Source organism: Streptomyces sp. NPDC016845 (genome assembly GCF_044332585.1).
In the GTDB taxonomy this organism is placed as follows: Bacteria; Actinomycetota; Actinomycetes; order Streptomycetales; family Streptomycetaceae; genus Streptomyces.
On the sequence record NZ_JBIRPI010000022.1, the window covers coordinates 128,611 to 151,722 of the forward strand.

Here is a 23,112-nt window from a genome sequence, read left to right on the forward strand (position 1 = left end):
GGGCCTAGCGCGGGGGCGGCTCGAGGAACAGCTCGGCGCCATTCGTGTGGCACACCGCCCGCACCCACGCACTCCCGAGCCCGAGCCCCTCGATGGCCTCCAGCTGATGCACGTACGGATAGGGCAGATTGGGAAAGTCGCTGCCGAGCAGAATCCGCCCGCCGAGACCGAGCTCGGCGAGCCGCCCGGTCTCCCCCTTCGGGAACGGCGCCCGCGCCTCACTGAAGCCGGTGAACGCCATGGTCGTGTCGAGCCGCACCTCGGGGTACCGCTCGGCGAGGTCGAGGAACTCGCTGTACTCCGGCATCCCCATATGGGCGACGATCAGCGGCAGCCGCGGATGCCGGGCGAGCACCTCGGCCATGGGTCCGGGCCCGGTGAAGGCGCCGGGCGCGGGCCCCGACCCGCAGTGCGCGACGACCGGCACCCCTGCCTCGGCGAGCAGCCCCCACACAGGATCCAGCAGCGGATCGTTGGGGTCGTACGCTCCCACCTGCACATGTGCCTTGAAGACCCGGGCCCCTCGCTCCAGGGCCTGCCGCACATACAGTTCCACGCCCGGCTCGGGATAGAACGTGGCGGTGTGCAGACAGTCGGGCGTCCGCGCGGCGAAGTCGGCGGCCCACCCGTTCAGCCACTCGGCCATACCCGCCTTGTGCGGATAGAGCATGGAGGTGAAGGCAGTGACCCCGAACCCGCGCAGCCGCGCCAGCCGCTCCCGCTCCTCCTCCCGGTACGTGATCGGCCACACGGTCCCCACGAGCGGCCCGGCCGCGTCGAAATACGCCCACACCTTGTCGAGCACCCGCTGGGGCATGAAATGGGTGTGCACGTCGACGAGCCCAGGCAGCTGATGCCGCCGCAGAAAGCCGGCGACAAGCGCAGCCTCACCCTCCCCGCCCTGCGACTCAGTCACGCACGAACCCATGGCTGCGCTCCACTTCGGCGATGTGCACGGTGCACTGCTCGTACCACTCGGCCCGGCCACGCTTCTGCGCGTCCCGGTGCTCCCCGACGGCCCGCCACTCGCTAGAACAACCCACCCTGCACCCCTCGCACCACAGGCACCTCCCGCACCTCGACCCCCGCAACGTCCGTTCCCACCGGCGCCCCCTCCAACGGCCACCCCGCCAGCACCCGCGTATCGAGGACGAGCCGCCGCCCACCCGCCTCGACGAGATGCAGATCGGGCCCGGCGGCCGCGACGACGGTGCCGGCCACCACAGCCCCCTCCGCGAGCCCGGCCACAACCGCATCGACCCGGTCGACAGCGGCCAGCGCGAACGCCTCGGCGTGTTCGACGACCCGACACGGCAACGGCTCGAGCGCCTCGGGCCACCCGCCCCCGCCCGGTCCGTCCCCGAGCCGCACGGCAACGGCATGCGCCCGCGCAAGCTCCTCGCTCCACCCCCGCGCCTGCACAAGCCCCACCCGAACACCGCGCTTGCGCTCGTACGGGATCCGGTCGGGCACCCCGAGCGCCACGCGCAGCAGCTCCTCGGCCCGCCGAGCCGCCATCAGCGGCCCCCGCCCGAGCCACGTAAAAGCCACGGCCCCCTGCTCCAGCAACCGCGCGCTGCCCCGCCCCACACCCGTGATCCCCGCCTTCACGAGCCCGTCCCCGAACCAGGCCAGATACACGTGGTACGGCCGCGGATCATCGGCCATGGTGTCGGCGGCGACGGAGTGCGCCCGGTCGATCCCGGCACACGCCCCGCACTGCGCCCGCGTCCCCCGCACCGGCACGTCCTCCCACCCCGGACAGACGGCCCGCCGTCCACCGCGCCAGACCCCGAGACACCGCCGCGCCCCACCGACCCGGAAAGCCACCGGCTCCCCGAGCCGCACGACGCTCTCCCGCTCCCCCCTTTCCCCCATCCAGCCGAACGCGGGCCGCCCCCCGCCCCACCGCATCCCGGTGCACCACCACGTCATGCCCCCAGCATGCCGCGCCCCACTGACAACGCCCCCGCCCACCGCGCACACGAAGAAGCCCCCGGAGAATCTCCGGGGGCTTCTTCACTGTGTGCACTCGGCAGGATTCGAACCTGCAACCTTCTGATCCGTAGTCAGATGCTCTATCCGTTAAGCTACGAGTGCTTGTCTTTTCAGTTTTTGTCTCCGGCCCCTTGCCTTTCGGCTCGTTCCCGGCGACAGGAAGAACATTACATGACTGCCGCCGTCATGTGAAATCCGTTAGGCGCACCCATTGTGACCTGCGGAAACGCGGTTGCGGTCACAGGCGCACCCCGGGCCGGGGCCACGTCGCGGGCGCCCCGGAAACGCCGAAGCCCCGGTCCATGTGGACCGGGGCTTCGATCTTGGGGCGGAGGCGGAGGGATTTGAACCCTCGATGGGATTTAAGTCCCAAACCGCATTAGCAGTGCGGCGCCATAGACCGGACTAGGCGACGCCTCCAGCACAACCGCTCCGCGCTGGCGCGAATCGGTGCGTGCAGATGATGACACAGCTGAGCGCCGCGTCACCAATCGCCCCCCACGGTACTAGGCGGGCAGGCCGGAGAGCAAAGCCCCGGGGCGGAGCGCAACGTCATGGCGGGGCGCGCGTTAAGCACGGCATGTTGATGCGACGTTTCTCCTCCCGACTCTCCTCCCACCCCGGGCCCCGTCTCGCTCCTCGCCTCGCGCCCCGTCTCGCTCCCCGCCTCCTGCTGACCGCCGTCGCCTCGGCCGCGGCCCTCGCCGCCGTTCCGGCCGCCGCGCACGCCGACACCGGACCGACCCGGGTGCCACCGTCCCCGTTCGGCTCGCTCGACGGGCTCATGGACCCGGGCACGTTCGGCGGCATCGGCGACGGGTTCGGGAACCTCGGCGACGGGGGCGACCGCCTCACCGTCTCCGTCACCGACTCGGGCACCAGCAGCGACGGCACGCACGAACTGAAGTGCGGCCCCGCAGGCGGCACCCACACCGACCCGGCCGCCGCCTGCGACCGGCTCCAGGAGCTCGACCACAGCGGGCAGGACCCGTTCGCGCCGGTGCCGAAGGGGACGGCCTGCACGATGCAGTACGGCGGCGACGCCACCGCGCACATCACCGGGACCTGGCACGGCCGGCCCGTCGACGCCACGTACAAGCTGACCAACGGCTGCGAGATCTCCCGGTGGCACCGGATGATCCCCGTGCTGCCCGCGACGGCGTCGTGACCGTCGGTCAGGCGGTCACATCGCCCCGACCCGGCGTGCACGGGGTCCGCACAACCTCCACCCCTCCACGTGGGCTCCCTCTCATCCGGCGCCGCGATGACAACCGGTGCCCGTAGACTCCCTCCCGTGACACGCTGCGGGCCGCGAGGCAAGATGGCCCGCACGGTCGGCAAGCCGCGGTGGATCAGGGAGGAAGCGTCGTCGTGAGCAGCAGGCCATCCCGAGGCGCTGCTCGCCTCGCAGCCATACTCGATGCACTTCCCGATGCGTTGGTGCTGGTCAACACCAACGGGACGGTGGTCAACGCCAACGCGATCGCCCTGGAGGCCTTCGAGGCCCCGGGCACGGCCCTCGTCGGCCGCGGACTGCTCGACCTGCTGCCGGAGTTCGACTCCCGGCTGATCCCTGGCTCGATGCGCAGCCCCGACACCGTCACCGACGAGCGCGGGCGGACGAAGCCGACGCGGATGATCGCGCGGCGGACCGACGGCACCGAGTTCCCCGTCGAGGTGACCAGCGCGAACGTGGCGGACGGCGCCCGGGACGCCGTGGACCCGTACAGCACGGGCGGCACCTCGTACAGCGGGTCCGAGCTGCTGATGCTCGTCGTCCGCGATCTCTCCGGGACGCTCGACACCGAGGCCGAGCTGGCCCGTTCGCAGCGACAGACCGAGATGATCCTGCGGGCCGCCGCCGAAGGCGTCGTGGGCACCGACACGGACGGGCGGATCGTCCTCGTCAACCCGGCCGCCGCGCAGATCCTCGGCTTCCGCGCCAGCGATCTCGGCGGGCAGGAGCTGCACCCGCTCGTCCTGCACTCGCGGCCCGACGGCGATCCGTTCCCGTACGCCGAGTCGCCCCTCGCCGACACCCTGCGCTCCGGACGCAAGCACCGCGTCCGCGGCCAGGTGCTGTGGAACAAGAAGGGCGAAAAGGTGCCCGTCGACATGACGACGGCGCCCGTTCGTGACGGTGACCAACTGGTCGGCGCCGTCATGACCTTCACCGACCGTCGCCCGTACGAGAAGCTCGTCACCGAGCACACCGAGGAGCTCGCCCGGCGCGACGAGGCCGCCGAGCAGGAGCGCGAGGAGCACGCCGCCGAGCTGGCGCGGGTCCGCGAGGAGCTGGGCGCCGAACTCGCCGCCACGCGCGAGGAGCTGGGCGCCGAGTTGGCCGCCGCGCGCGAGGAGCACGCCGAGGAGCTGTCCGCCGAGCGCGAGCGCGGCGCCGCCTTCGCCGAGCGCGAGAAGGACCGGTTCGAGGAGCTGGCCGCCCGCCACTCCCAACTGCTCGCCGTCCTCGGCCAGTCGCTGCGCGGGCCCCTCGACGAGCTGCGGCACGAGCTGGGCCAGCTGGCCGCGGACGACGCCGGGCAGCTGTGGCCCGAGGCCAACCAGGTCCTGCACCACCTGGCCGCCGGCTACTCCCGCATCACGACCCTCGTCGACAACGTGCTCGCCTACCAGCTCCTCGACGCGGGCGGCGAGCGGCTCCTCCGTACGCCGGTGATGCTGGACGCCGTCGTCGCCGCGGGGGTCGACGGGGCCGTGGAGCTGATCGGACCCGGACGCGTCCAGTTCGCCGTGCACGCGCCGCCGATCGAGGCCGAGGTCGACGCGGGCCGCCTCGCCACCGCGCTCGCGCACCTGATCGCCGACGTCGCCGGGATCGACGCCACGGGCAATGCGCGGGTCCCCGCGGGCGCCGGATACGTCGACTCGACCGTCGTCGTGGCCGCGGCACAGCGCGGCGAGACCGTACGCATCGAGGTGCGCGGCCCGTACGCGGGCGGCGACCCGGTGCACGAGCCGATCGTGCGGGGCATCGTCCGGGCGCACGGCGGTGTACTGCAGACGCACGAGATGCCCGGCATGGGCGGCAGCGCGTACGTGCTCGAGGTGCCGATCGGCAGCGGCGCCGGAGTCGTTCCGGCCCCTGCCGAGCCGTACGCCGAACCCATCACTGAGCCAGCCGCCGCACCGGTCACCGAGCCGGTCGCCGAGCCGGTCACCGATCTGGTCGCGGGCCTTCCCGAGCAGGCCACCGCCGCCACGGGCGGCGGGCGGCGCAGGGCCAGGCGCGCTGCCGGGCCCTCGGTCGACTCCTTCCTGGACAGCGGCGAGGCGCAGACGGAGAGCGGGCCCTCCGGCGGTACGGGCCGTCGGCGCGGGCGGCGCGCCGCCGAGCCGGTCGGCGCGACGGAAGGGCACGAGCAGCCCGTGGCACCCGTGGCCGAGGCGGGCCCCGAGGTTTCCGGCAGCGGTACCGGGCGGCGGCGGGCACGTTCCGCCGAGGCCGGTGCGGCGGCCGAGGGTGCCGTGCTGACGGCGGCCGAACACGCGGCAGGCTCCCCTGCGTTGGGTCAGACGGTGCCGCCGCAAGGCGTGCCCGCGCCCACCGGCCGACGCGCCCGGCGTGCGGGCGACCCGGAGCAGGCGGCGCTGCCCGCGCTGCCGTCCGGTTCCGCGCAGGAGTCCGGTCCGCACCACGGCGAACTCGAGCTGGCGGGCACGGGAGCCGGTGCCAGTGCAGGCACCGGGCAGCCTTCCGGGCGGCGGGCGCGGCGCGCCCTTGGCACCGCCCAGGCCGCGGCGACCACGGACGAGGCGGCGCCCCGCGAGGTGTTCGCCCTGCCCCCCGCGCAGGCCGACCGGGCACCGGAGGCGGCCGCTCCCGGACCCGTACCGTTCGATGTGGCAGACACCGCGGCCAGGCTCGCGGCCATGCCCGGGCCCGCCCCCCTGGACGTACAGCGGAAGGTGACCGACGCCGCTGAGGGCGCGGACGCGGCTAACTCGGCTAACTCGGCTGACGCGGCTGATGACGTACAGCCGGGTGCTGTCGGCGGTGGGCGACGCCGCGGCGCGCCCCTTCCCGGTACGCCCCTTCCTGTTCCCGGTACGCCCCCTCCTGCTTCTGGTACACCCCTTCCCGGAACGGCGCAGGGCGCTGGAGCGCAGCCCGTGGCGGCGCCGGACGAGCCTCAGCAGCACGCCGCCGCAGCACATCTGGCGGAGGACCACACGCCGCCGCAGCCGCACCCGGCGCAGGGCACGCCCGCCCCGGCCCCCCTGCCCCGGGAGAACGCGCCGCGGCCGCGTGCCGCCCAGCCACTGCCCGCGGAGGCCCCGCAGCAGCCGGCCGGTGACACGAACTCGACGCAGGGCCGCGCGTTCAGCGTGCGCACGCTCGGGCAGGGAGTGCCGTTCGGTCGGCGCACCGCTGACCAGCAGCGACGTCCGCAGGGGACCGCTCCCGCTCCGGCGCAGCCGCCCGCCCGACCCGGTGCCACGCCGCCGCAGGGTGTACCGCAGGAGGGCCAGTCGCAAGGGGGCCAGTCCCAGGGGGGCTTGTCTCAGGGCGGTCAGTCGCAGGGTGGTCAGTCGCAAGGCGGTCAGTCGCAAGGTGGCGGTTCGGGTCGGCGGCGCAGGCTGTCGACCGGTCCCGAGCAGAACGACGCCGCCGAACCGCAGACGCCGGGCCTGGGAGCGACGCAGACCCCGCCGCGTGGCATCGCGCAGCCGCCGTCGCAGCCGCGCCGGGCCACACCGCCCCCTGCTCGGAGCGCGACCGCCCGGCCGCATCCGCAGCCGCAGCCTCCTCTGCTGCCGCCGAACGCGTCCGAGGGCCAGGGCCGCTCCTACACGATCGGCGCGCCCGACCAGGACGCCGACGAGGGGCCCGAGCCGCTGGACGGTCCGGGCGGCGCCGTCGAGGTCGCCGTCAGGCCGCAGCCGCAGCCCATGGACGACGAGCTGCCCCCGGAGCCGCTCGACAACCCGCGCCGGCTCCTCGTGTGGCCCGCGCCGGACGTGACGACGCAGCAGGCGCTCAGCGACCGCGGCTACCGTCCGGTGACCGTGCACTCGCGCGAGGAGGTCGACGCGCAGATCGCCGCGTTCCCGGCCGCGCTCTTCGTCGACCCGCTGACCGGGCCGATCACGCGCACCGCGCTGCAGTCGCTGCGCCAGGCCGCCGTCGCGGCCGAGGTGCCGGTCCTGGTGACCGCGGGCCTCGGACAGGCGACGCGCGAGGCAGCGTACGGGGCCGATCCCGCCGTCCTCCTGAAGGCGCTGGCGCCGCGCGACAGTGAGCAGCACCCGCCCCGGGTCCTGCTCATCGAGCAGCACGAGGAGATCGCGCTCGCCCTGACCGCCACCCTTGAACGGCGCGGGATGCAGGTGGCGCGAGCCTCGAGCGACGCGGACGCGGTGACGCTGGCGGGCCAGATGCGGCCGAACCTGGTGGTCATGGACTTGCTCCAGGTACGACGTCGGCGCGCGGGCATCATCGACTGGCTGCGCGCCAACGGGCAGCTGAACCGCACGCCCCTCGTCGTCTACACGGCCGCCGTCGACCACGCCGACCTGCCACGGCTCGCGGCGGGGGAGACGGTGCTGTTCCTGGCGGAGCGGTCGACGAGCACCGAGGTGCAGAGCCGGATCGTGGACCTGCTGGCGAGGATCGGCACCAACTGACACGACCGAGGGCCGCCCGTTACGGGCGGCCCTCGTTTCACGTGAAACGGCGCGCTGAGAGCAGCTGGTGCTCAGAGCTGGGTGACGGCCAGCTCCCCGTCCGCGTACTGCTTGCGCAGCACCTTCTTGTCGAACTTGCCGACGCTGGTCTTCGGGACCGCGGGGATGATGGTCCAGCGCTCGGGCAGCTGCCACTTGGCGACCTTCTCGGCGAGGAAGGCACGCAGCGTCTCGAAGTCGGCGCTCGCGCCCTCCTTCAGCACGACCGTAGCGAGCGGACGCTCACCCCACTTGTCGTCGGGAACGGCGACGACTGCGGCCTCGGCGACATCTGGGTGCGACATCAACGCGTTCTCCAGATCCACGCTGGAGATCCACTCGCCGCCGGACTTGATGACGTCCTTGGCGCGGTCGGTGAGGGTGAGGTAGCCGTCGTGGCTGATCGTGCCGACGTCGCCGGTCTTCAACCAGCCGTCCTCGCTGAACTTGTCGGCGGGGCGCTGCGGCTCCCCGTCCACGCCGCCGTAGTACGCGCCCGCGATCCAGTTGCCGCGGACCTCCAGCTCACCCGCGGACTCGCCGTCCCAGGGCAGGATCTCGCCGCCGGGTCCGCTCAGCCGCGCCTCGACGCCGGCCGGGAAACGGCCCTGCGTGAGCCGGTACGCGAACTCCTCCTCGCTGTCCGGCTCGACCCCGGCCGGGGGCCGCGACACCGTGCCGAGCGGCGACGTCTCGGTCATGCCCCAGGCGTGACAGACCCGCATACCGAGGTCGTCGAACGCCTTCATCAGGGACGCCGGGCATGCCGAGCCGCCGATGGTGACCTGGGTGAGCGTCGATACGTCGCGCGGCTTCGCGGTCAGCTCGGCGAGCAGTCCCTGCCAGATGGTGGGGACGGCGGCGGCGTGCGTGGGCCGTTCGGCCTCGATCATCTCGGCCAGCGGTCCCGGCTGCAGGAAACGGTCCGGCATCAGCATGTTCACACCGGTCATGAACGTGGCGTGCGGCAGCCCCCACGCGTTCACATGGAACTGCGGGACGACGACGAGCGAGGTGTCGGAGTCGGTCAGGCCCATGGACTGGGCCATGTTCACCTGCATGGAGTGCAGGTAGATCGAACGGTGCGAGTAGACGACGCCCTTCGGATCCCCCGTGGTGCCGGAGGTGTAGCACATGGCGGCGGCCGAACGTTCGTCCAGCTCCGGCCAGTCGTACGCGGTCGGCTTCCCCGCGATCAGCTCCTCGTACTCGTGTACCTGCGCACCGGCGCCCTCAAGCACCGAACGGTCTCCGGGTCCGGAAACGACGATGTGCTCGACCGTCTCCAGGCCGGGCAGCAGCGGCGCGAGCAGCGGCAGCAGTGAGCCGTTGACGATGATCACGCGATCGGCCGCGTGGTTCACGATCCACGCCAGCTGCTGCGCGGGCAGCCGGAGATTGAGCGTGTGCAGGACCGCGCCCATCGCGGGGACGGCGAAGTAGGCCTCGACATGCTCAGCGTTGTTCCACATGAGGGTCGCGACACGATCGTCGTCGCGCACCCCGAGGTCGTCCCTGAGCGCGTGCACGAGCTGGGCCACACGGGCTCCCACCTCGGCGAACGTACGGCGGTGCGGCTCACCCTCGCCCGTCCATGTGGTGATCCGCGAGGTGCCGTGCACACGCACCCCGTGCGTGAGGAGACGGGTGACGGTCAGCGGTACGTCCTGCATCGTGCTCAGCACGGCGTCCTCCCGGGGCGCTACGGAGCAGTAGGGTTCCGCCGATTCTCACTGCATACCAGGCGGTATGTCACTACTCCCGGGAATGATCGATCAGTGCATCCGCCCGCTGACCACCGTGCTCAGCTGCGCGCGGGCAGCAGCTCAGGGTCCTCGCGGAGCTTGCCGAGCGCCCGCGAGACCGCGCTCTTGACGGTGCCGATGGAGACCCCGAGCACCTCCGCCGTCTGCGCCTCGCTCAGATCCTCGTAATACCGCAGGACGACCATCGCCCGCTGCCGCGCGGGCAGCCTCGTGATGGCACGCCACATCGCGTCGTGCAGCGCCTGCTGTTCGGCCGGGTCCGCCGCCACCGGGGTCGCGGGCTCCGGCAGCTCGTCGCAGACGAACTCGTCGACCTTGCGCTTGCGCCACTGCGAGGTCCGCGTGTTCAGCAGAGCCCTGCGCACATAACCGTCGAGCGCCCGGTGGTCCTCGATCCGGTCCCAGGCGACGTACGTCTTCGCCAACGCCGTCTGCAGCAGATCCTCGGCATCGCACGGATTAGCGGTCAGTGACCGGGCCGTACGCAGCAGCACGGGCTGGCGCGCCCGGACGTACGAAGCGAAGGACGGGTAGGCCGACTGCCCGGGGTGGACGGCCGGTGCGGAGTGCCCGCTGTGCGCGGGGTGCGCCGGGTGCGCGGTGTGCGTTCCCGCCGGGGTTCGCGTCGCCGACTTCGATGCGCTGGTGCAGACAGGCGCCAGGGTTGCGGTCATGGCTCCACGCTATGAGCGGCCCCACTCCTGCGGATCGGCCGGAGGTCCCGAAGCCACGTCCGCCTCAGGTTGTACGAGGGGTGGTATCCCCACCTCCTGAAGGTGGAGGAGGGGGTGAGGACCCTGAGGGTCCGGCCCTGAGAACCGCACCCCGAGCGTACGACTACGGGAGAGTATGTCCACAGGGACCGCCGTGGCCGCCTCCCCCTCACCCGATCCCCCTCACTCGCTGCCCCCTCACCCGATCCGCGCCACCGGGGCGCTCACCAGGTTCCGGTCGATCACCATCGTGCGGCCGCCGTGCCGCTCCTTCACGTTCCCCGCGTACTGGTGAATCCTGCGCTGCGGATGCCACGCGTACTTCCACAGCGAGGGCTCCCGGTACAGATGCGGTTTCCTGTTCCAGCGGGCGAACCACATCACCGACGGCAGATCCCGCACCCCGGCCCGCCGCGCGATCTCCATGTGCCGCACCCCCGAGTCGGCGCTGCTGTAGAACCCCGGGACATAGCCGTACCGTCGCACCTCCCTGTTCCAGGCCCGCACGAACGTCAGCGTCGTGTGCGCGCACTTCGGCTTCCGATAGTTATAGGCCTCCATGTCCAGATAGAGCGGGCTGTACCGCGCGATAGCGAGCGCCGCTGCTCTGCGGACCGCGTCCCGCGCCTCCTGCACCCCCTGCCCCCACGGATATTTCCCGATCCGCACCCCCTTCTTGTGCTGCGCCGCGACGCAGGGTGACTGCGACCCCACGTACACCGGCAACATCCCCCACCCCATGGTGTTCACCTGCCGTGTCCACGTCCGGTTCAGCTCCGGCTGGTGCCGGCACGCCCGCCCCCGGCCGCCGAAGTAGACGCCCAGCGCCTGGTAGTTCGACGCCCGCCAGCGCTCCATGCTGTCCAGCGACGGCGCCCTGCACACGTCGAACGCCCAGCCGGTGAAGGTACGCACCTCGGGGCCCCACTGGGTGGACTCCGCCATCCCCCTCGTCGCGGTGGCCTTCACCGCGGTGACTTCCATCGCGGTGGCTTTCATCGCGGTGGCCTTCGGCGCTCCGTCCGCCGCGGTCGCGGGCAGCGCGCCGAGGCTCAGGGCGAGCCCCACAAGTCCAATGATCATCTTTTGTCGATCCATGGACCGAGTGAAGGGGCCGCTCTCACACACGGACCGGGGACACGCGCCCCGTTCAGCCGTACGCCCGCAGAATCAGACCCGATGTGGGGACGCCGGTGCCAGCGGTGACCAGAGCCGTGGCCGCGCCGGATATCTGGTTCACAGCAGTGCCCCGCAGCTGCCGCACCCCCTCCGCTATGCCGTTCATCCCGTGCAGATAGGCCTCTCCCAACTGGCCGCCGTGCGTGTTGATCGGCAACCGCTCCTCCGCCACGAACCCGGCTGCCTCACCGGGCGCGCAGAACCCGAACTCCTCCAGCTGCATCAGCACGAACGGTGTGAAGTGGTCGTAGAGGATCCCCACGTCCACGTCGCCGGGCCCCGCCCCGGCCGTTCGCCACAGCTGCCGAGCCACCACGCCCATCTCGGGCAGCCCTGTCAGATCGTCCCGGTAGAAGCTGGTCATCTGCTCCTGCGCCCGGCCCGCGCCCTGCGCCGCGGCGGCAATCACGACGGGTACGTGCGGCAAATCGCGGGCCCGCTCGACGCTGGTGACGACGATCGCCTGCCCCCCGTCCGTCTCCTGGCAACAGTCGAGCAACCTCAACGGTTCGACGATCCAACGCGATGCCTCGTGATCGGCGAGAGTGATCGGCTTGCCGTGGAAGTACGCGGCCGGGTTCGTCGCCGCGTACATGCGGTCCACCACCGCGACGTGGCCGAACGCCCCCGGGGTCAGCCCGAACGCGTGCAGATACCGCTGCGCCGCCATCGCCACCCAGGACGCCGGGGTGAGCAGCCCGAACGGCAGGTTCCAGCCGAGCGCCGCGCCCTCCGCCGACGGTTCCCGGTGCCGCACCCCCGAGCCGAACCGTCTGCCCGACCGTTCATTGAACGCCCGATAGCAGACCACCACCTCGGCCACGCCCGCGGCGACCGCGAGCGCTGCCTGCTGCACCGTCGCGCAGGCCGCGCCACCGCCGTAGTGCACCCGCGAGAAGAAGGACAGCTCCCCCATCCCCGTCGCCTGCGCCACGGTGATCTCCGGATTGGTGTCCATGGTGAAGGTGACCAGGCCGTCCACGTCGGCGGGGGAGAGGCCCGCGTCGTCCAGCGCCGCGTGCACCGCCTCCACCGCGAGCTTCAGCTCACTGCGCCCGGAATTCTTGGAGAACTCGGTCGCCCCGATCCCGACGACAGCTGCCTTGCCGCCCAGTCGGTCCCGGCCGCGCACACTCATGAGGGGCTCCCCTCATCTGTGGGCGCTGCTGTGGGCATGGTGGCTGCTGTAGGCATGGTGACTGCTGTAGGCACAGTGATGGTCACGGTGCCGGTGACATGGTTGCCGAGGCCGTTCCTGCCGGTGACTCTCACATGGGCTGTGGTTGTGGCAGGGGGCACGTACAGGTCCGTGGCCGTGGCCGTGGCCGTGGCTGTGGCTGTGGCTGTGGCTGTGGCTGTGGCACCGCTGCTTTCGGCCTTCACGACCTCCGTGACCGTCCCCGTCAGCACCATGATGTCCCCCGGGTAGTTGGGCACCCCAAGACGTATCGCCACCTTCCTCAGCACCGCCGCGGGTCCGAAGTGATCGGTGATGTAGCGGCCCACCAGCCCGTTCGTCGTGAGGATGTTCATGAAGATGTCGGGCGAGCCCTTCTGCCGGGCCGTCTCCGCGTCGTGGTGCACGTCCTGGTAGTCGCGGGAGGCGATCGCCCCGGCGACGATCAATGTCCGGGTGATCGGGATCTCCAGCGGCGGCAGCTCCGCGCCCGGCCTCAGCAACGCCTCGCGCAGTGCCTCGTCGCCGCTCATACGCGCTCTCCTTCCGCCCGCACTTCCGGAGCGGCGAGCAGCCCGCCCAGCTCCTCCAGAATCTCGGGGCCTCCGCCGAGGTACCCGTCCATCTGCCGCCCCCACAAGAAGTGCCGGTGCACCGGGTGATCTAGATCGGCACCTGCCCCGCCGTGCAGATGCTGGCCCGTATGCACGACGCGCCGACCTCCCTCGGACGCCCACCACGAGGCGGTCAGCGCCTGATTCCGGTAGGCGAGCCCCTCATCGTGCCGCCAGGCCGCCTCGTACGCGGTGACCCGTATGGCCTCGACATCCATGTGCGCTTCCGCGGCCCTGAGCTGCACGCCCTGCTTGGCGGCGAGAGCCATGCCGAACTGTTCCCGCTGGTTCGTGTGCGCCACCGCCCTGGCCAAGGACCCGGCACACACACCTGCCTGCAGCCCGGCGAACGCCGTCCGCGCCACCGCCCGCACCTCCTCGTACGCCGCCGGGCCTCCGATCCGCTCGGCAGCCGCCCCGTCGAGCACGAGCCGCCCGGCCGACCACGGTGCGGTCAGCTCCACCGGCTCGCACCGCGTGTCCGCCGTCCGCATCATCCACAGGCTGTGGGCAGCGGACGCGGCTTCGTCCCGTACCGCCACCAGTACGTGCGTCGCGTCCCGCAACCAGGGCACCCACGGCACAGCCCCGGTGAGCCGTGCCCGCCCCGGCTCGTCAGTGGTGCTCACCTCGACACCGGCGCGCCCCGAGAAGGCCCCGGTCACCACCGCCGAGCCCTCCCGCGGACCCGGCAGCAGTCGTTTCCGCTGTTCCTCGCTTCCGTGGGCAGCCACCGCGAGCAGCCCGTAGACACAGTGAACGGCGAACGGGACCTGAGCCGTCGTCCGGCCCTGCTCCTCCAGCATCAGCACGAGCCCGAGCAGCCCGGTCTCCTCCACGGCGCCGACCAGGCCGGCATCCGTCAGCGCCTTCCACAGTTCGCTGTCCGTGGCGCCGCCGAGACGCGCGAGCCGCTCCGGTGTGGAGAGGTCGCCGAAGATTTGCGCGGCCAGGTCCCGGGCCGCCGCCTGCTCAGTGGTGGGGGTGAAGTCCATCTCACGCCTCACCACCCTCAAGAACCCGGAACACGGGCAGCTCGTACTCCGCGTCCACGCGCAGGAACTCGAGCCGCACCGGCATGCCGATGCGTACCTCCTCAGCGGGCACCCCGACGACGTTGCTGACGATGCGCACGCCCTCGGCCAGCTCGATCAAACCCACCGCGTACGGAGGCTCGAAGGCAGGAAAGGGCGGGTGGTGCATGACGACGTAGCTGAAGACCGTGCCCTCACCGCTCGCCCGGACCGTGTCCCACTCCTGACTGCCGCACCCATTGCACCCCGGTAGCCAGGGGAAGCGCAGCGCGGCACAGTCGCCGCAGCGCTGGATGAGCAGACAACGGGCTGCCACACCGTCCCAGAACCCCTTGTTGTCACGGTTCATGACGGGACGAGGGCGCGCTGTCCTCGGTGCGGTTCCGGATGCGGTTCCGGTTCCGGATGCGATTCCGGTTCCGGATGCGATTCCGGTTCCGGTTCCGGACGCCAACGTAGACGCGGACGCGGATCCGGATGCCGACGCGGACGCGGAACCTGTCCCCGACGACGATGCCGGAGGGCTGGCCCCCCGCTGCCTCGGCGCGTACTTCAAGATCCTGAAGCGATGGGTCCCAGCGAGTTCCCCTCCCGCCCGGACATCCATCCGCGTCGTGACGAAGTGCCCCGCACCCAGCTTCGTCGTCTTGAGCGGTGACACCGACTCGATCACCGCGTCGAAACCGATCGAGTCGCCGGGCCGCAACGGGCGCAGATACTCCTGCTCGCAGTCGGTGGCGACCACTGAGGTGTACCCAGCCCCGTCAAGGAGCGAGAGCAGATCGTCGTAGGCCCCCGAGCGCCCCGCGTAGCCGGACAGGCCCGCCATCGTCCACGCCTGCAGCATCGTCGGCGGTGCTATGGCGTCCGACCCCTCGTACGCCGGGTTGGTGTCGCCCATGGCCTCGCACCAGTGCCGGATCATCGGTGCGTTGACCGGGTCCCTGCCCTCGCCGGCCGTGGCAGCGGCCAGCCCCTCGAACGCCCGCAACCTCTCGTAGGACAACATCTCCTGCTCCACCTCCACCGCCATGCCGCTCACCGCTTCCCCCGCTTCATCCCGAGCCGCATCGTGGCCACGATCTCCCGCTGCACCTCGCTCACCCCGCCCCCGAACGTGTTGATCTGCGCCGCCCGATTCATCCGCTCCAGCTCCCCGTCCCCCACCACGTGGGCGCCACCGCCCGCCGCGTCCACACCACCGCCCGACCCGAACGCCCCGGGCGACCCCCTCCGCAGCCACCCGACCTCACCCGCGACCCGCTGACATATCTGGTACACCTCGACCGCCGATTCGGTTCCGGCGAACTTCACGCCGCTGGCGTCCCCCGGACTCAGCCGGTCCGCCCCGACAGCCCCTACCAGACGCCAGCTGAGCAGGCGCGTTGCCGCCAGCCGGACATGCGCCTCAGCCAACTGTGACCGGACCCACGGAGCGTCAACGCGGCGCTCGCCCGTCACCGGATCGGGCGTGCGCGCCGCGGCCAGGACCTGGTCGAAGAAGTCCTCGGCCTGCATCCCGATCGCGGCGAGCGCCACCCGTTCGTGATTGAGCTGGTTGGTGATCAGCTGCCAGCCGCCGTTCTCCGCACCGACCAGATGTGCGCCGGGGACCCGGATTCCGTCGTAGTACGTGGCCGTCGTGGTCTGTCCTCCGACCGTCTCGATCGGGGTCCACGAGAATCCCGGGGCGTCGGTCGGCACGAGGATGATCGAGATGCCCCGGTGCTTGGGGGCCTCGGGGTCGGTGCGGCAGGCAAGCCAGATCCAGTCGGCGTTCTGCGCGTTCGACGTGAAGATCTTCTGGCCGTCCACGAGCCAGTCACCCGTGGCGTCCTCCCGCACGGCCCGCGTCCGCAGCGCCGCGAGGTCGGTCCCGGCCGACGGCTCGCTGTAACCGATCGCGAAGACCAGGTCGCCGCTGAGGATCCGGGGCAGGAAGTACGCCTTCTGCTCCTCGGTCCCGTACTTCATCAACGTAGGACCGACCGTGTTCAGCGTGACCATGGAGACCGGCGCGCCCGCGCGGTACGCCTCGTCGAAGAACACGAACTGTTCGTCGGGGCCGCGCCCCTGTCCGCCATAAGCGACCGGCCAGCCGAGCCCCAGGAGCCCCTCCGCCCCCATGCGCCGCAGCACTCGGCGTTGCCCCGCGAGGTCGTCGGCCGCGGGCGGGCCCTGCGGCATCAACGCACGAAAGCTCTGGCGCAGTTCGGCACGCAGCGCATGCTGGCGCTCGGTGGGGGCGAGGTGCACGGCGGCGGCCCTCCCGGACCTCGAACGACAAGGTTTCCTGACTGTCCGTCAGGTCCCGTACGAGTGTCAAGGAGAAGGACCAAGCTCCGGCAGCGCCCCCTGACACGCCTGCGCGGCGGCGCCGAAGCACCGCCGCGCAGTTGTCACGCACCCCGAGGAAGGCCCCTGCCGGCAGGGGCCGTCAGCTCACCAGAGATCGGAGAAGTTCACTACGTAGCGCGCGTTGGTCTGCTCGATGGCCGTGAAACCGGAGCCGTTGACCTGCGCGCTGTTGTTCTGGTTCGAGGCGCCGTCGCCGACGGCCTGCTGTTGCGTGGTGGACGAGTTGCCGTTGTTGTTGTGTCCGACCCCGCTGCCGGAGACCGTCGCCACCCCCGCGTTCGATCCGTCGTCCGCGAACGAGCCGTTGTCGGCCGTCGCCACCCCGGAGAACAGGGCCGCGGCAAGGGGCAGAGCGGCGACGGTGGCGAGAACGCGAGCAGTACGGATGGAAGCCATGTTTTCCTCCAGAAGGGCGGTACTCCGAGGCACGGACGGATATCCGGCGCCCGGTAAGTACGGGAAGCTTCGGGGCAGTTGGCCGACCGCCCCAGTGATGTGCACGACGTCGCGAGACCAGAGTTGCCCACCGAATCTCCACCGGACCACCCCGTTCAGCGCTTTTCCCTCGCAAGCGTGAGGACATGTCGATAAACCTGCTTCCGCCCCACATAGCAGCATTTCACCAGGCACACCTCCGACCGGGTGATCACAACCCAGTCGCCGCAAGCGAGGAAGCGTTTCGGCACATTTTTGGCGAACAGACCCTCAGCCGACCCGTCCACCTTCCCTTCTTCGAACACTCGTACGAAAATAGGCTCATGGCTCCGACCGACCGGCATTCCCCGCCCTACGTTCCGACCGCGTCCCCCGCGACCCTGGCGCTCGCGCACGCCTTGTCTGCCGCCGCGCGCGGCTTCGCCGTCTTCCCGCTCTCCCACACCAAGCTGCCTGCGCTGCCCTCGCCGCACCGCAACGACCCTCCGTCGGCCCCGCGCTGCCACGGCGAGTGCGGCCTCGCCGGTCATGGCGTGTACGACGCGACGACCGATCCGCGCCGCATCCGCGCGCTGTTCACCGCCGCGCCCAGGGCGACCGGATACGGCATCGCGTGTGGCCTTCCTCCGCACCACCTGATCGGCGTCGACCTGGACACCAAGACCGGTACCAACTCCTCCGCGTCCCTGCGTGAGCTGGCCTTACGCCATCTCTTCACGATCCCCGACACGGTGGTCGTGGCCACGCCGAGCGGCGGCCGGCACCTATGGCTGTCCGGTCCGCCGCACGTCGTTGTGCCCAACTCCGCGGGCCGTCTCGCCCCGGCTATCGACATCCGCGGCGCCGGCGGTTACCTGGTCGGGCCCGGGTCCCGTACCGAACACGGCGTCTATGCGACCGTGCCGGGCACCGCCCATCTGCCGCCCGCACCCTGCCCGCCTACGCTCCTGCGGCTGCTCACGCCCCCTCCACGCACGCACCACCCGGATCCGGGCCGACCGGGACAGCACGGTCTGGGCCTCGTCCAGTTCGTCCTCGGCGCCCATGAAGGGCAACGCAACACCCGCCTCTTCTGGGCGGCCTGCCGCGCCTACGAGAGCGGTCTCGGCGCCACCCTCACCGAGTCCCTGGTGGACGCCGCGATCCGCACGGGCCTGACGGACCGGGAGGCGCGCTCCACGATCGCCTCGGCGGCGCGACTGACTGCGTGCAGGTAGTACCTGTTGCTCGGCCCCGCTGCTCAGTCCGCCTCCTTGCGCAGAAGGTCGGTCACGCGCTCCTGCGTCCAGCGCCCTGTCGCGCCGGGGCACGCGGTGACGTAGCTCGCGATCTCTGCGACCGTCCATGCCTCCGCGGCAAGGAGGCCAGTCGCGAGGAAGCGCAGGTAGGCGCTGGACGGCGCGACCCAGGGGACGTCGTCCTGGCCCCAAGGCGCGGTGAACGTCAGTATGGGCACCCCGCCGAACCGGCCCGCGCACACCAGCGTCTCGTACCGCCCTGCGCCCATCACCGCGCGGCCTCCCGTCACCGCTCCGGACAGGTCGAGGTCCGTACCCGGCTCCCGGTACATCTCCTGCGCGGCAATGTCGGCGAACTGCTGCGCCGTCACCAGGTGCGCCACAGCGAGCACGCGCCCTGTCATCCCAGGGTCGTAGAACGCGCGTCCCCCTCCCCACACCGGAGACTTCGTAGCGAAGTACAGCGCTCCTGGCAGCTCGACCGGCACGGTGCGGGCCGGCATGGCGGTGTCGCGACAGCCGGGGTACATCCGCCCAGCCCCGGCTGGACGGCCACCTTGGATGTACGCGGCGAGCCGGTCGCGATGCATGTTCGAACCGTAGGAGGCGTACCAGACCCGCTCTACAGGGCCCCCGACGCCCGGCAAGGCGGGGTCGATGATCCGGGGGACATCCCTCACGTCACACACCCGCTCCTGCCGCCTCTCACCATGAACTATGCCCGCTCCCTGTCAGACCTCAGCGCTAGAACACCTGCATGACATACAGGTTCACGGCATTGATCGCGTGCGGGCTTGACGATCCGGACGCGGACGACTGCCTGATGGCAGGCGTCGCGGAGTCGGACGACGAGGACGCGTTCTCGCTGCTGTTCATGTGCGACTTCGACGAGCCCGACGCACAGGAAGTGTCGTTGGGCATGAACACGCATTGCCTCATCACACCTGACCAGGGCACTGCCTATGGCTGTGTACAAGAAGTCCGGTTGGACGATGACGTGCTGCGGGTGTCCTTGTCTCCCGAGTCGCTGGACGACCTCGGACTGACCGACCCTGTCGTCGAGGCGCGGCTTCAAGCCCCGGCAGAGGACCTGGCCCGCCTGCGTGCGGTCCTGCCGCGCGTCCTTCGGTACGGACGCCCGGACGCCCGTCCCCGATGGATCAGTGCGTAGCGAGGCGGAGCTGAGACGACGAAGGCCCCTGACCGATGGTGCTGGTCAGGGGCCTTCAACCTGCGCGGTGGGTGTGGGATTTGAACCCACGGTGACTCGCGCCACGACGGTTTTCAAGACCGTTCCCTTAGGCCGCTCGGGCAACCCACCCCGCGCCCCCGAAGCCGTTGAACGGCGATGCGGTGGCGCGGGACCAGGGTAGCGGGTCGCGGAACGGGGTCGGTCAGCTGTCGCCCTTGCGTTCGCCCAACGTCACGTTGGTGGTGCGCTCCTGGCCACCGCGCGTGTAGGTGAGCTTCACGGTGTCGCCCGGCTTGTGCGTCCAGATCTGGCCGATCAGGGTCGGACCCGAGTCGATCACGGAGTCGTCCAGCTTGGTGATGACGTCGCCGGGCTTCAGGCCGGCCTTGTCCGCCGGGCCGTTCGCCGTGACCGCCGCCGAGCCGCTCGCGCCCTGCTCGGTGATCTTCGCGCCGCCGGTGCCCTCCTCCAGGGAGACCGAGGCGCCGATCACCGGGTAGACCGGCTGGCCGGTCCTGATGAGCTGCGTGGCGACCATCTTGGCCTGGTTGATCGGGATGGCGAAGCCGAGGCCGATCGAACCGGCCTGGCCCGAGCCGCCGCCCAGGCCGCCGCTGGACGCGGACTGAATCGCGGAGTTGATGCCGATCACATGGCCGTTGCCGTCGAGGAGCGGTCCGCCGGAGTTGCCCGGGTTGATCGAGGCGTCGGTCTGCAGGGCGCTCATGTACGAGGCCTTGCTACTGCCCGAGCCGTCGCTGGAGGCCACCGGACGGTCCTTGGCCGAGACGATGCCGGTCGTCACGGTGTTCGACAGGCCGAAGGGCGCGCCGATCGCGATCGTCGAGTCGCCGACGGCGACCTTGTCGGAGTCGCCGAGCGTGAGGGGCTTGAGGTCGCTGGGCGCGTTCTTCAGCTTGATGACCGCGACGTCGTAACCCTGCGCGTTGCCGATGACCTCGGCGTCGTACTTCTTGCCGTTCGAAAACGTGGCCGACAGCTTGCCGCCGTCGACGGCCTCCGCCACCACGTGGTTGTTGGTGAGGATGTGGCCCTGCTTGTCGTATACGAAGCCGGTGCCGGTGCCGCCCTCGCCGTTGTTGCCCTCGGCCTCGATGGTGACCGTGCTGGGCAGCGCCTTGGCCGCCACGTTCGCGACGGTGCCGGGGTCGCGCTTGAGGTCAGCGGGGTTCGAGGCGGAGACGGTCGTCGAGCCGGTGCCCGCACTGTCGTCGCGCTCAGCGGCCCAGTAGCCGACGCCGCCGCCGACGGCGCCCGCGATCAGGGCCGCCGCGACGACCCCCGCGAGCAGCCCGCCGCGCCGGCCGCCCGGCTTGGGCTGCGGCGGCTGGTAGGAAGCGCCCCAGTTGTGATTGCCGCCGTCACCGCCCGCGTACGACGGGACCGCCGGCGGCGGAGGGGGCCAGTCCCCGGCGGGCGCGGGCCCGGGTTCGGGGGAACCGGCCTCGGCGCCGGGCGCCCCGTGGCCCACGGGCGGCGTCGCGCCCTGCCGCATCGTGTCGTCGTAGCGGACGCCCTCGGCGCCGGACGGCGTCTGCCCGGGTGCGGGCGGGGTCTGTGCGGCGGGAGCAGCGGGAGCGTCCACCGGCACGGGAGGTGCGGACGGGGCCGGTGGGACCGCAGTGCCCTCGTTCTCGGTGCTCACAGCTTCTCTCCTCGATCCACGGCTTCGTCGCCGGTCGGACTGGGTGGGCGCTCGTCCTTGAGCGCCGCTCCGCCCGGTCTCGTACGGTCTTCACAGCGGCGCTCGGGCAGCCACTGTCACCCGTATTACCGGCATGGTCCTGTCACGAACCAGTTGTATGGCCAGGTGTGCAGTTGTACGCGCTCAGCTTTTCCCACCGGCCGTCAGGGCACCATAAGGCGTTCCTGTGCGTCCGCTGCCATCCTTTATGCCGGGCGAAACGGACGCATCCGCTAGGCCGAACTTTCTCGCTGCCCACGCGCGCGGTGGCACCATGACGCGGTGACCCACGCACGACAGCAACGCATCCAGGTCGTCGCCCACCGCGGTGCCTCGCAGGACGCCCCCGAGCACACGTTGGCCGCGTACAAGAAGGCGATCGAGGACGGTGCCGATGCCCTCGAGTGCGATGTACGGCTCACGGCGGACGGCCATCTCGTCTGCGTGCACGACCGGCGCGTCAACCGTACGTCGAACGGTCGCGGAGCCGTCTCGGCCCTGGAGCTCGCCGATCTGGCCGCCCTCGACTTCGGCTCCTGGAAGGATCTGAAGGAGCTCAAGGGCGGCAGGGATCTGGAGGAAAGCCCGGACTGGGCGGGGAACGCGGCCGACACCTCCGTACTGACCCTGGAGCGGCTGCTCGAACTGGTCGTGGACGCCGGACGCCGGGTCGAGCTGGCCATCGAGACCAAGCACCCCACCAGGTGGGCGGGGCAGGTCGAGGAGCGGCTGCTGCTCCTGCTCAAGCGATTCGGCCTGGATGCGCCGTCGCCGGACGAGCCCTCGCGCGTGCGCGTGATGAGTTTTTCGGCCCGTTCCCTGTTGCGCATCCAGGAGGCGTCACCGACCCTGCCGACCGTCTATCTGATGCAGTTCGTCTCGCCCCGCCACCGCGAGGGGCGCCTGCCCCAGGGCGTGCGGATCGCGGGTCCCGGCATCCGGATCGTGCGCAGCCATCCCGCGTACATCGAGAAGCTCACGCGCGCGGGGCACCAGGTTCACGTGTGGACGGTGAACGAACCCGAGGATGTCGACCTCTGTGTCCGCCTCGGCGTGCACGCGATCATCACCAACCGGCCGGCGGCGGTGCTGAAGCACCTCGGACGGGGATGATTTTCGGCCACCTTCGCCGCCATTCGTCACAAGGAGTGCTCCGGCGCGTTCGCTCCGTGTTCGATCGTTTCGAGTGCGCCACCGAGGGCCGTTTGGCCGGTTTCCGGTCCAGTCCATTGGGGCATCCACACCGTGGCGTGGGGCAAAGGAGGTCTCGGGGGTGGCGTTTGTGGTGGCACAGGAGGTGCCTGCGTCGTCGTGCATGGCCGTACCCCATGGCCCTGCGGGCGTGGGGGAAGCACGACACCGGATGCGTGATCAGCTGCGATGCAGCGGAGTGCCGGAGTCGATCGTCGACGATGCGGTTCTGATCCTTTCCGAGCTGCTCAGTAATGCGTGCCGGCACGGCAGACCGCTGGGCGACGACATGAAAGAGGACGGGGACGTACGCGTCACCTGGGAGGTGGACGACCGGGGCCGGCTCACGGTCGAGGTGACGGACGGCGGTGGCCCGACCCGACCGGTTCCGGCCACTCCGTCGGTGACCGCGCGCGGCGGCCGCGGACTCAACATCATCACGGCTCTGGCCGACGACTGGGGCGTGCGCGACGACGCGCGTGGCGAAGTGACCGTCTGGGTGGTCGTGCACAAGGACGTGCACGCGGAGACGTCGGTGCACCGCCGCGACGACTTCGCGGCCCGCATCGCCTCACCGCCCGCCGCGGAACTGGTGGGCCTGGATCTCGCGGACGCCTTCGACGACTTGGGCTGAGCACTGTGTCGCGAGCCCGTCGCGGAGCTCGAGGAGCCTGGTCGGGCGCGGCGGCCCGAAGCGTGTCCCCCGGTGTCGGTACGAACGGCTAGGCTCAATGCCGTTGTTTTACGGATTCGCGGGTTGGGGTCGTTGGATACGGACGGCTTGGACGCCGCCGCGGGTGGGCTGGGGCCAATGGTGGTGTTCA

20 protein-coding genes and 3 tRNA genes are annotated in these 23,112 nt (G+C 71.1%); 6 read left to right on the forward strand and 17 right to left on the reverse strand.

Going from position 1 to position 23,112, the window contains the following annotated elements:
- Positions 1 to 4: 4 nt before the first annotated feature.
- The 5 genes from ACH4RC_RS34640 to ACH4RC_RS34660 form a co-directional block, all read right to left on the reverse strand.
- Entirely contained in the window at positions 5 to 928 is a 924-nt protein-coding gene (locus tag ACH4RC_RS34640; RefSeq protein WP_398207918.1) for an amidohydrolase family protein, read from the reverse strand.
- Positions 909 to 1,043, reverse strand: coding sequence for a hypothetical protein (locus tag ACH4RC_RS34645; RefSeq protein WP_398207920.1), 135 nt, complete (start codon positions 1,041 to 1,043; stop codon positions 909 to 911). Before ACH4RC_RS34645 ends, ACH4RC_RS34640 begins: the two co-directional genes overlap by 20 nt.
- Entirely contained in the window at positions 1,030 to 1,935 is a 906-nt protein-coding gene (locus tag ACH4RC_RS34650; protein WP_398207922.1) for a DUF2797 domain-containing protein, read from the reverse strand. The genes ACH4RC_RS34645 and ACH4RC_RS34650 overlap by 14 nt, the downstream gene beginning before the upstream one ends.
- A gap of 92 nt (positions 1,936 to 2,027) precedes the next feature.
- A tRNA-Arg gene (locus tag ACH4RC_RS34655) sits at positions 2,028 to 2,100 on the reverse strand.
- 227 nt (positions 2,101 to 2,327) lie between these two features.
- Positions 2,328 to 2,418 (reverse strand) — tRNA-Ser (locus ACH4RC_RS34660).
- A 166-nt stretch (positions 2,419 to 2,584) separates the two neighbouring features.
- Between ACH4RC_RS34660 and ACH4RC_RS34665 the strand changes: the two genes are divergently transcribed.
- Both ACH4RC_RS34665 and ACH4RC_RS34670 read left to right on the forward strand, forming a co-directional pair.
- On the forward strand, positions 2,585 to 3,166 hold the full coding sequence (locus ACH4RC_RS34665) for an SSI family serine proteinase inhibitor (RefSeq protein WP_398207924.1): 582 nt from the start codon (positions 2,585 to 2,587) through the stop codon (positions 3,164 to 3,166).
- A 203-nt stretch (positions 3,167 to 3,369) separates the two neighbouring features.
- Positions 3,370 to 7,647 carry a PAS domain-containing protein gene (locus tag ACH4RC_RS34670; RefSeq protein ID WP_398207925.1) on the forward strand — a complete coding sequence of 1,426 codons (4,278 nt, stop codon included), beginning with the start codon at positions 3,370 to 3,372 and terminating at the stop codon, positions 7,645 to 7,647.
- Positions 7,648 to 7,718: 71 nt separating this feature from the next.
- Here ACH4RC_RS34670 and ACH4RC_RS34675 read toward each other — a convergent pair whose 3' ends face one another.
- The 9 genes from ACH4RC_RS34675 to ACH4RC_RS34715 all read right to left on the reverse strand — a co-directional run bounded on the left by ACH4RC_RS34675 (position 7,719) and on the right by ACH4RC_RS34715 (position 16,923).
- Positions 7,719 to 9,359 (reverse strand): long-chain fatty acid--CoA ligase, encoded by a 1,641-nt coding sequence (locus ACH4RC_RS34675; protein ID WP_398207957.1) that lies wholly within the window; start codon positions 9,357 to 9,359, stop codon positions 7,719 to 7,721.
- 131 nt (positions 9,360 to 9,490) lie between these two features.
- Entirely contained in the window at positions 9,491 to 10,126 is a 636-nt protein-coding gene (locus ACH4RC_RS34680; protein WP_398207927.1) for a SigE family RNA polymerase sigma factor, read from the reverse strand.
- A 237-nt stretch (positions 10,127 to 10,363) separates the two neighbouring features.
- Entirely contained in the window at positions 10,364 to 11,248 is an 885-nt protein-coding gene (locus tag ACH4RC_RS34685; protein WP_398207929.1) for a DUF1906 domain-containing protein, read from the reverse strand.
- 67 nt (positions 11,249 to 11,315) lie between these two features.
- A complete protein-coding gene (locus ACH4RC_RS34690) occupies positions 11,316 to 12,482 on the reverse strand; it encodes a lipid-transfer protein (protein ID WP_398207930.1) in 1,167 nt (388 codons plus the stop codon).
- Entirely contained in the window at positions 12,479 to 13,021 is a 543-nt protein-coding gene (locus tag ACH4RC_RS34695) for an acyl dehydratase (protein WP_398207959.1), read from the reverse strand. Before ACH4RC_RS34695 ends, ACH4RC_RS34690 begins: the two co-directional genes overlap by 4 nt.
- A 29-nt stretch (positions 13,022 to 13,050) precedes the next feature.
- Positions 13,051 to 14,130, reverse strand: coding sequence for an acyl-CoA dehydrogenase family protein (locus ACH4RC_RS34700; RefSeq protein ID WP_398207931.1), 1,080 nt, complete (start codon positions 14,128 to 14,130; stop codon positions 13,051 to 13,053).
- A 1-nt stretch (position 14,131) separates the two neighbouring features.
- Positions 14,132 to 15,202 carry a bifunctional MaoC family dehydratase N-terminal/OB-fold nucleic acid binding domain-containing protein gene (locus ACH4RC_RS34705; protein ID WP_398207933.1) on the reverse strand — a complete coding sequence of 357 codons (1,071 nt, stop codon included), beginning with the start codon at positions 15,200 to 15,202 and terminating at the stop codon, positions 14,132 to 14,134.
- A 5-nt stretch (positions 15,203 to 15,207) separates the two neighbouring features.
- Positions 15,208 to 16,425, reverse strand: a complete 1,218-nt coding sequence (locus ACH4RC_RS34710; protein ID WP_398207934.1) for an acyl-CoA dehydrogenase family protein — start codon at positions 16,423 to 16,425, stop codon at positions 15,208 to 15,210.
- Between the two features lie 186 nt (positions 16,426 to 16,611).
- The gene (locus ACH4RC_RS34715; protein WP_398207935.1) at positions 16,612 to 16,923 is read right to left on the reverse strand and encodes a hypothetical protein; all 312 of its coding nucleotides are present in this window, start codon (positions 16,921 to 16,923) and stop codon (positions 16,612 to 16,614) included.
- A 362-nt stretch (positions 16,924 to 17,285) separates the two neighbouring features.
- Between ACH4RC_RS34715 and ACH4RC_RS34720 the strand changes: the two genes are divergently transcribed.
- Positions 17,286 to 18,179, forward strand: a complete 894-nt coding sequence (locus tag ACH4RC_RS34720; RefSeq protein WP_398207937.1) for a bifunctional DNA primase/polymerase — start codon at positions 17,286 to 17,288, stop codon at positions 18,177 to 18,179.
- A 23-nt stretch (positions 18,180 to 18,202) separates the two neighbouring features.
- Here ACH4RC_RS34720 and ACH4RC_RS34725 read toward each other — a convergent pair whose 3' ends face one another.
- Positions 18,203 to 18,604: a hypothetical protein gene (locus ACH4RC_RS34725; RefSeq protein ID WP_398207939.1), complete on the reverse strand. Its 402-nt coding sequence runs from the start codon at positions 18,602 to 18,604 to the stop codon at positions 18,203 to 18,205.
- Between the two features lie 353 nt (positions 18,605 to 18,957).
- On the opposite strand from ACH4RC_RS34725, the gene ACH4RC_RS34730 reads away from it, so the two are divergent.
- Positions 18,958 to 19,371, forward strand: a complete 414-nt coding sequence (locus ACH4RC_RS34730; protein ID WP_398207940.1) for an Imm10 family immunity protein — start codon at positions 18,958 to 18,960, stop codon at positions 19,369 to 19,371.
- Between the two features lie 65 nt (positions 19,372 to 19,436).
- Here ACH4RC_RS34730 and ACH4RC_RS34735 read toward each other — a convergent pair.
- Together ACH4RC_RS34735 and ACH4RC_RS34740 are read right to left on the reverse strand one after the other, a co-directional pair.
- Positions 19,437 to 19,521 (reverse strand) — tRNA-Ser (locus ACH4RC_RS34735).
- A gap of 73 nt (positions 19,522 to 19,594) precedes the next feature.
- On the reverse strand, positions 19,595 to 21,058 hold the full coding sequence (locus tag ACH4RC_RS34740; RefSeq protein WP_398207942.1) for a S1C family serine protease: 1,464 nt from the start codon (positions 21,056 to 21,058) through the stop codon (positions 19,595 to 19,597).
- A 321-nt stretch (positions 21,059 to 21,379) separates the two neighbouring features.
- Here ACH4RC_RS34740 and ACH4RC_RS34745 point away from each other — a divergent pair, with 321 nt between their 5' ends.
- Together ACH4RC_RS34745 and ACH4RC_RS34750 are read left to right on the forward strand one after the other, a co-directional pair.
- The gene (locus tag ACH4RC_RS34745) at positions 21,380 to 22,210 is read left to right on the forward strand and encodes a glycerophosphodiester phosphodiesterase (RefSeq protein WP_398207944.1); all 831 of its coding nucleotides are present in this window, start codon (positions 21,380 to 21,382) and stop codon (positions 22,208 to 22,210) included.
- Between the two features lie 73 nt (positions 22,211 to 22,283).
- Entirely contained in the window at positions 22,284 to 22,922 is a 639-nt protein-coding gene (locus tag ACH4RC_RS34750; RefSeq protein ID WP_398207945.1) for an ATP-binding protein, read from the forward strand.
- Positions 22,923 to 23,112: the final 190 nt, after the last annotated feature.

Coding starts and splice junctions, on each gene's coding strand:
- ACH4RC_RS34665 (WP_398207924.1), top strand. CDS start 2,585: ATGCGACGTTTCTCCTCCCGACTCTCCTCCCACCCCGGGCCCCGTCTC.
- ACH4RC_RS34730 (WP_398207940.1), top strand. CDS start 18,958: ATGACATACAGGTTCACGGCATTGATCGCGTGCGGGCTTGACGATCCG.
- ACH4RC_RS34675 (WP_398207957.1), bottom strand. CDS start 9,359: ATGCAGGACGTACCGCTGACCGTCACCCGTCTCCTCACGCACGGGGTG.
- ACH4RC_RS34725 (WP_398207939.1), bottom strand. CDS start 18,604: ATGACAGGGCGCGTGCTCGCTGTGGCGCACCTGGTGACGGCGCAGCAG.
- ACH4RC_RS34650 (WP_398207922.1), bottom strand. CDS start 1,935: ATGACGTGGTGGTGCACCGGGATGCGGTGGGGCGGGGGGCGGCCCGCG.
- ACH4RC_RS34700 (WP_398207931.1), bottom strand. CDS start 14,130: ATGGACTTCACCCCCACCACTGAGCAGGCGGCGGCCCGGGACCTGGCC.
- ACH4RC_RS34680 (WP_398207927.1), bottom strand. CDS start 10,126: ATGACCGCAACCCTGGCGCCTGTCTGCACCAGCGCATCGAAGTCGGCG.
- ACH4RC_RS34690 (WP_398207930.1), bottom strand. CDS start 12,482: ATGAGTGTGCGCGGCCGGGACCGACTGGGCGGCAAGGCAGCTGTCGTC.
- ACH4RC_RS34705 (WP_398207933.1), bottom strand. CDS start 15,202: ATGGCGGTGGAGGTGGAGCAGGAGATGTTGTCCTACGAGAGGTTGCGG.
- ACH4RC_RS34640 (WP_398207918.1), bottom strand. CDS start 928: ATGGGTTCGTGCGTGACTGAGTCGCAGGGCGGGGAGGGTGAGGCTGCG.
- ACH4RC_RS34720 (WP_398207937.1), top strand. CDS start 17,286: ATGGCTCCGACCGACCGGCATTCCCCGCCCTACGTTCCGACCGCGTCC.
- ACH4RC_RS34685 (WP_398207929.1), bottom strand. CDS start 11,248: ATGATCATTGGACTTGTGGGGCTCGCCCTGAGCCTCGGCGCGCTGCCC.
- ACH4RC_RS34715 (WP_398207935.1), bottom strand. CDS start 16,923: ATGGCTTCCATCCGTACTGCTCGCGTTCTCGCCACCGTCGCCGCTCTG.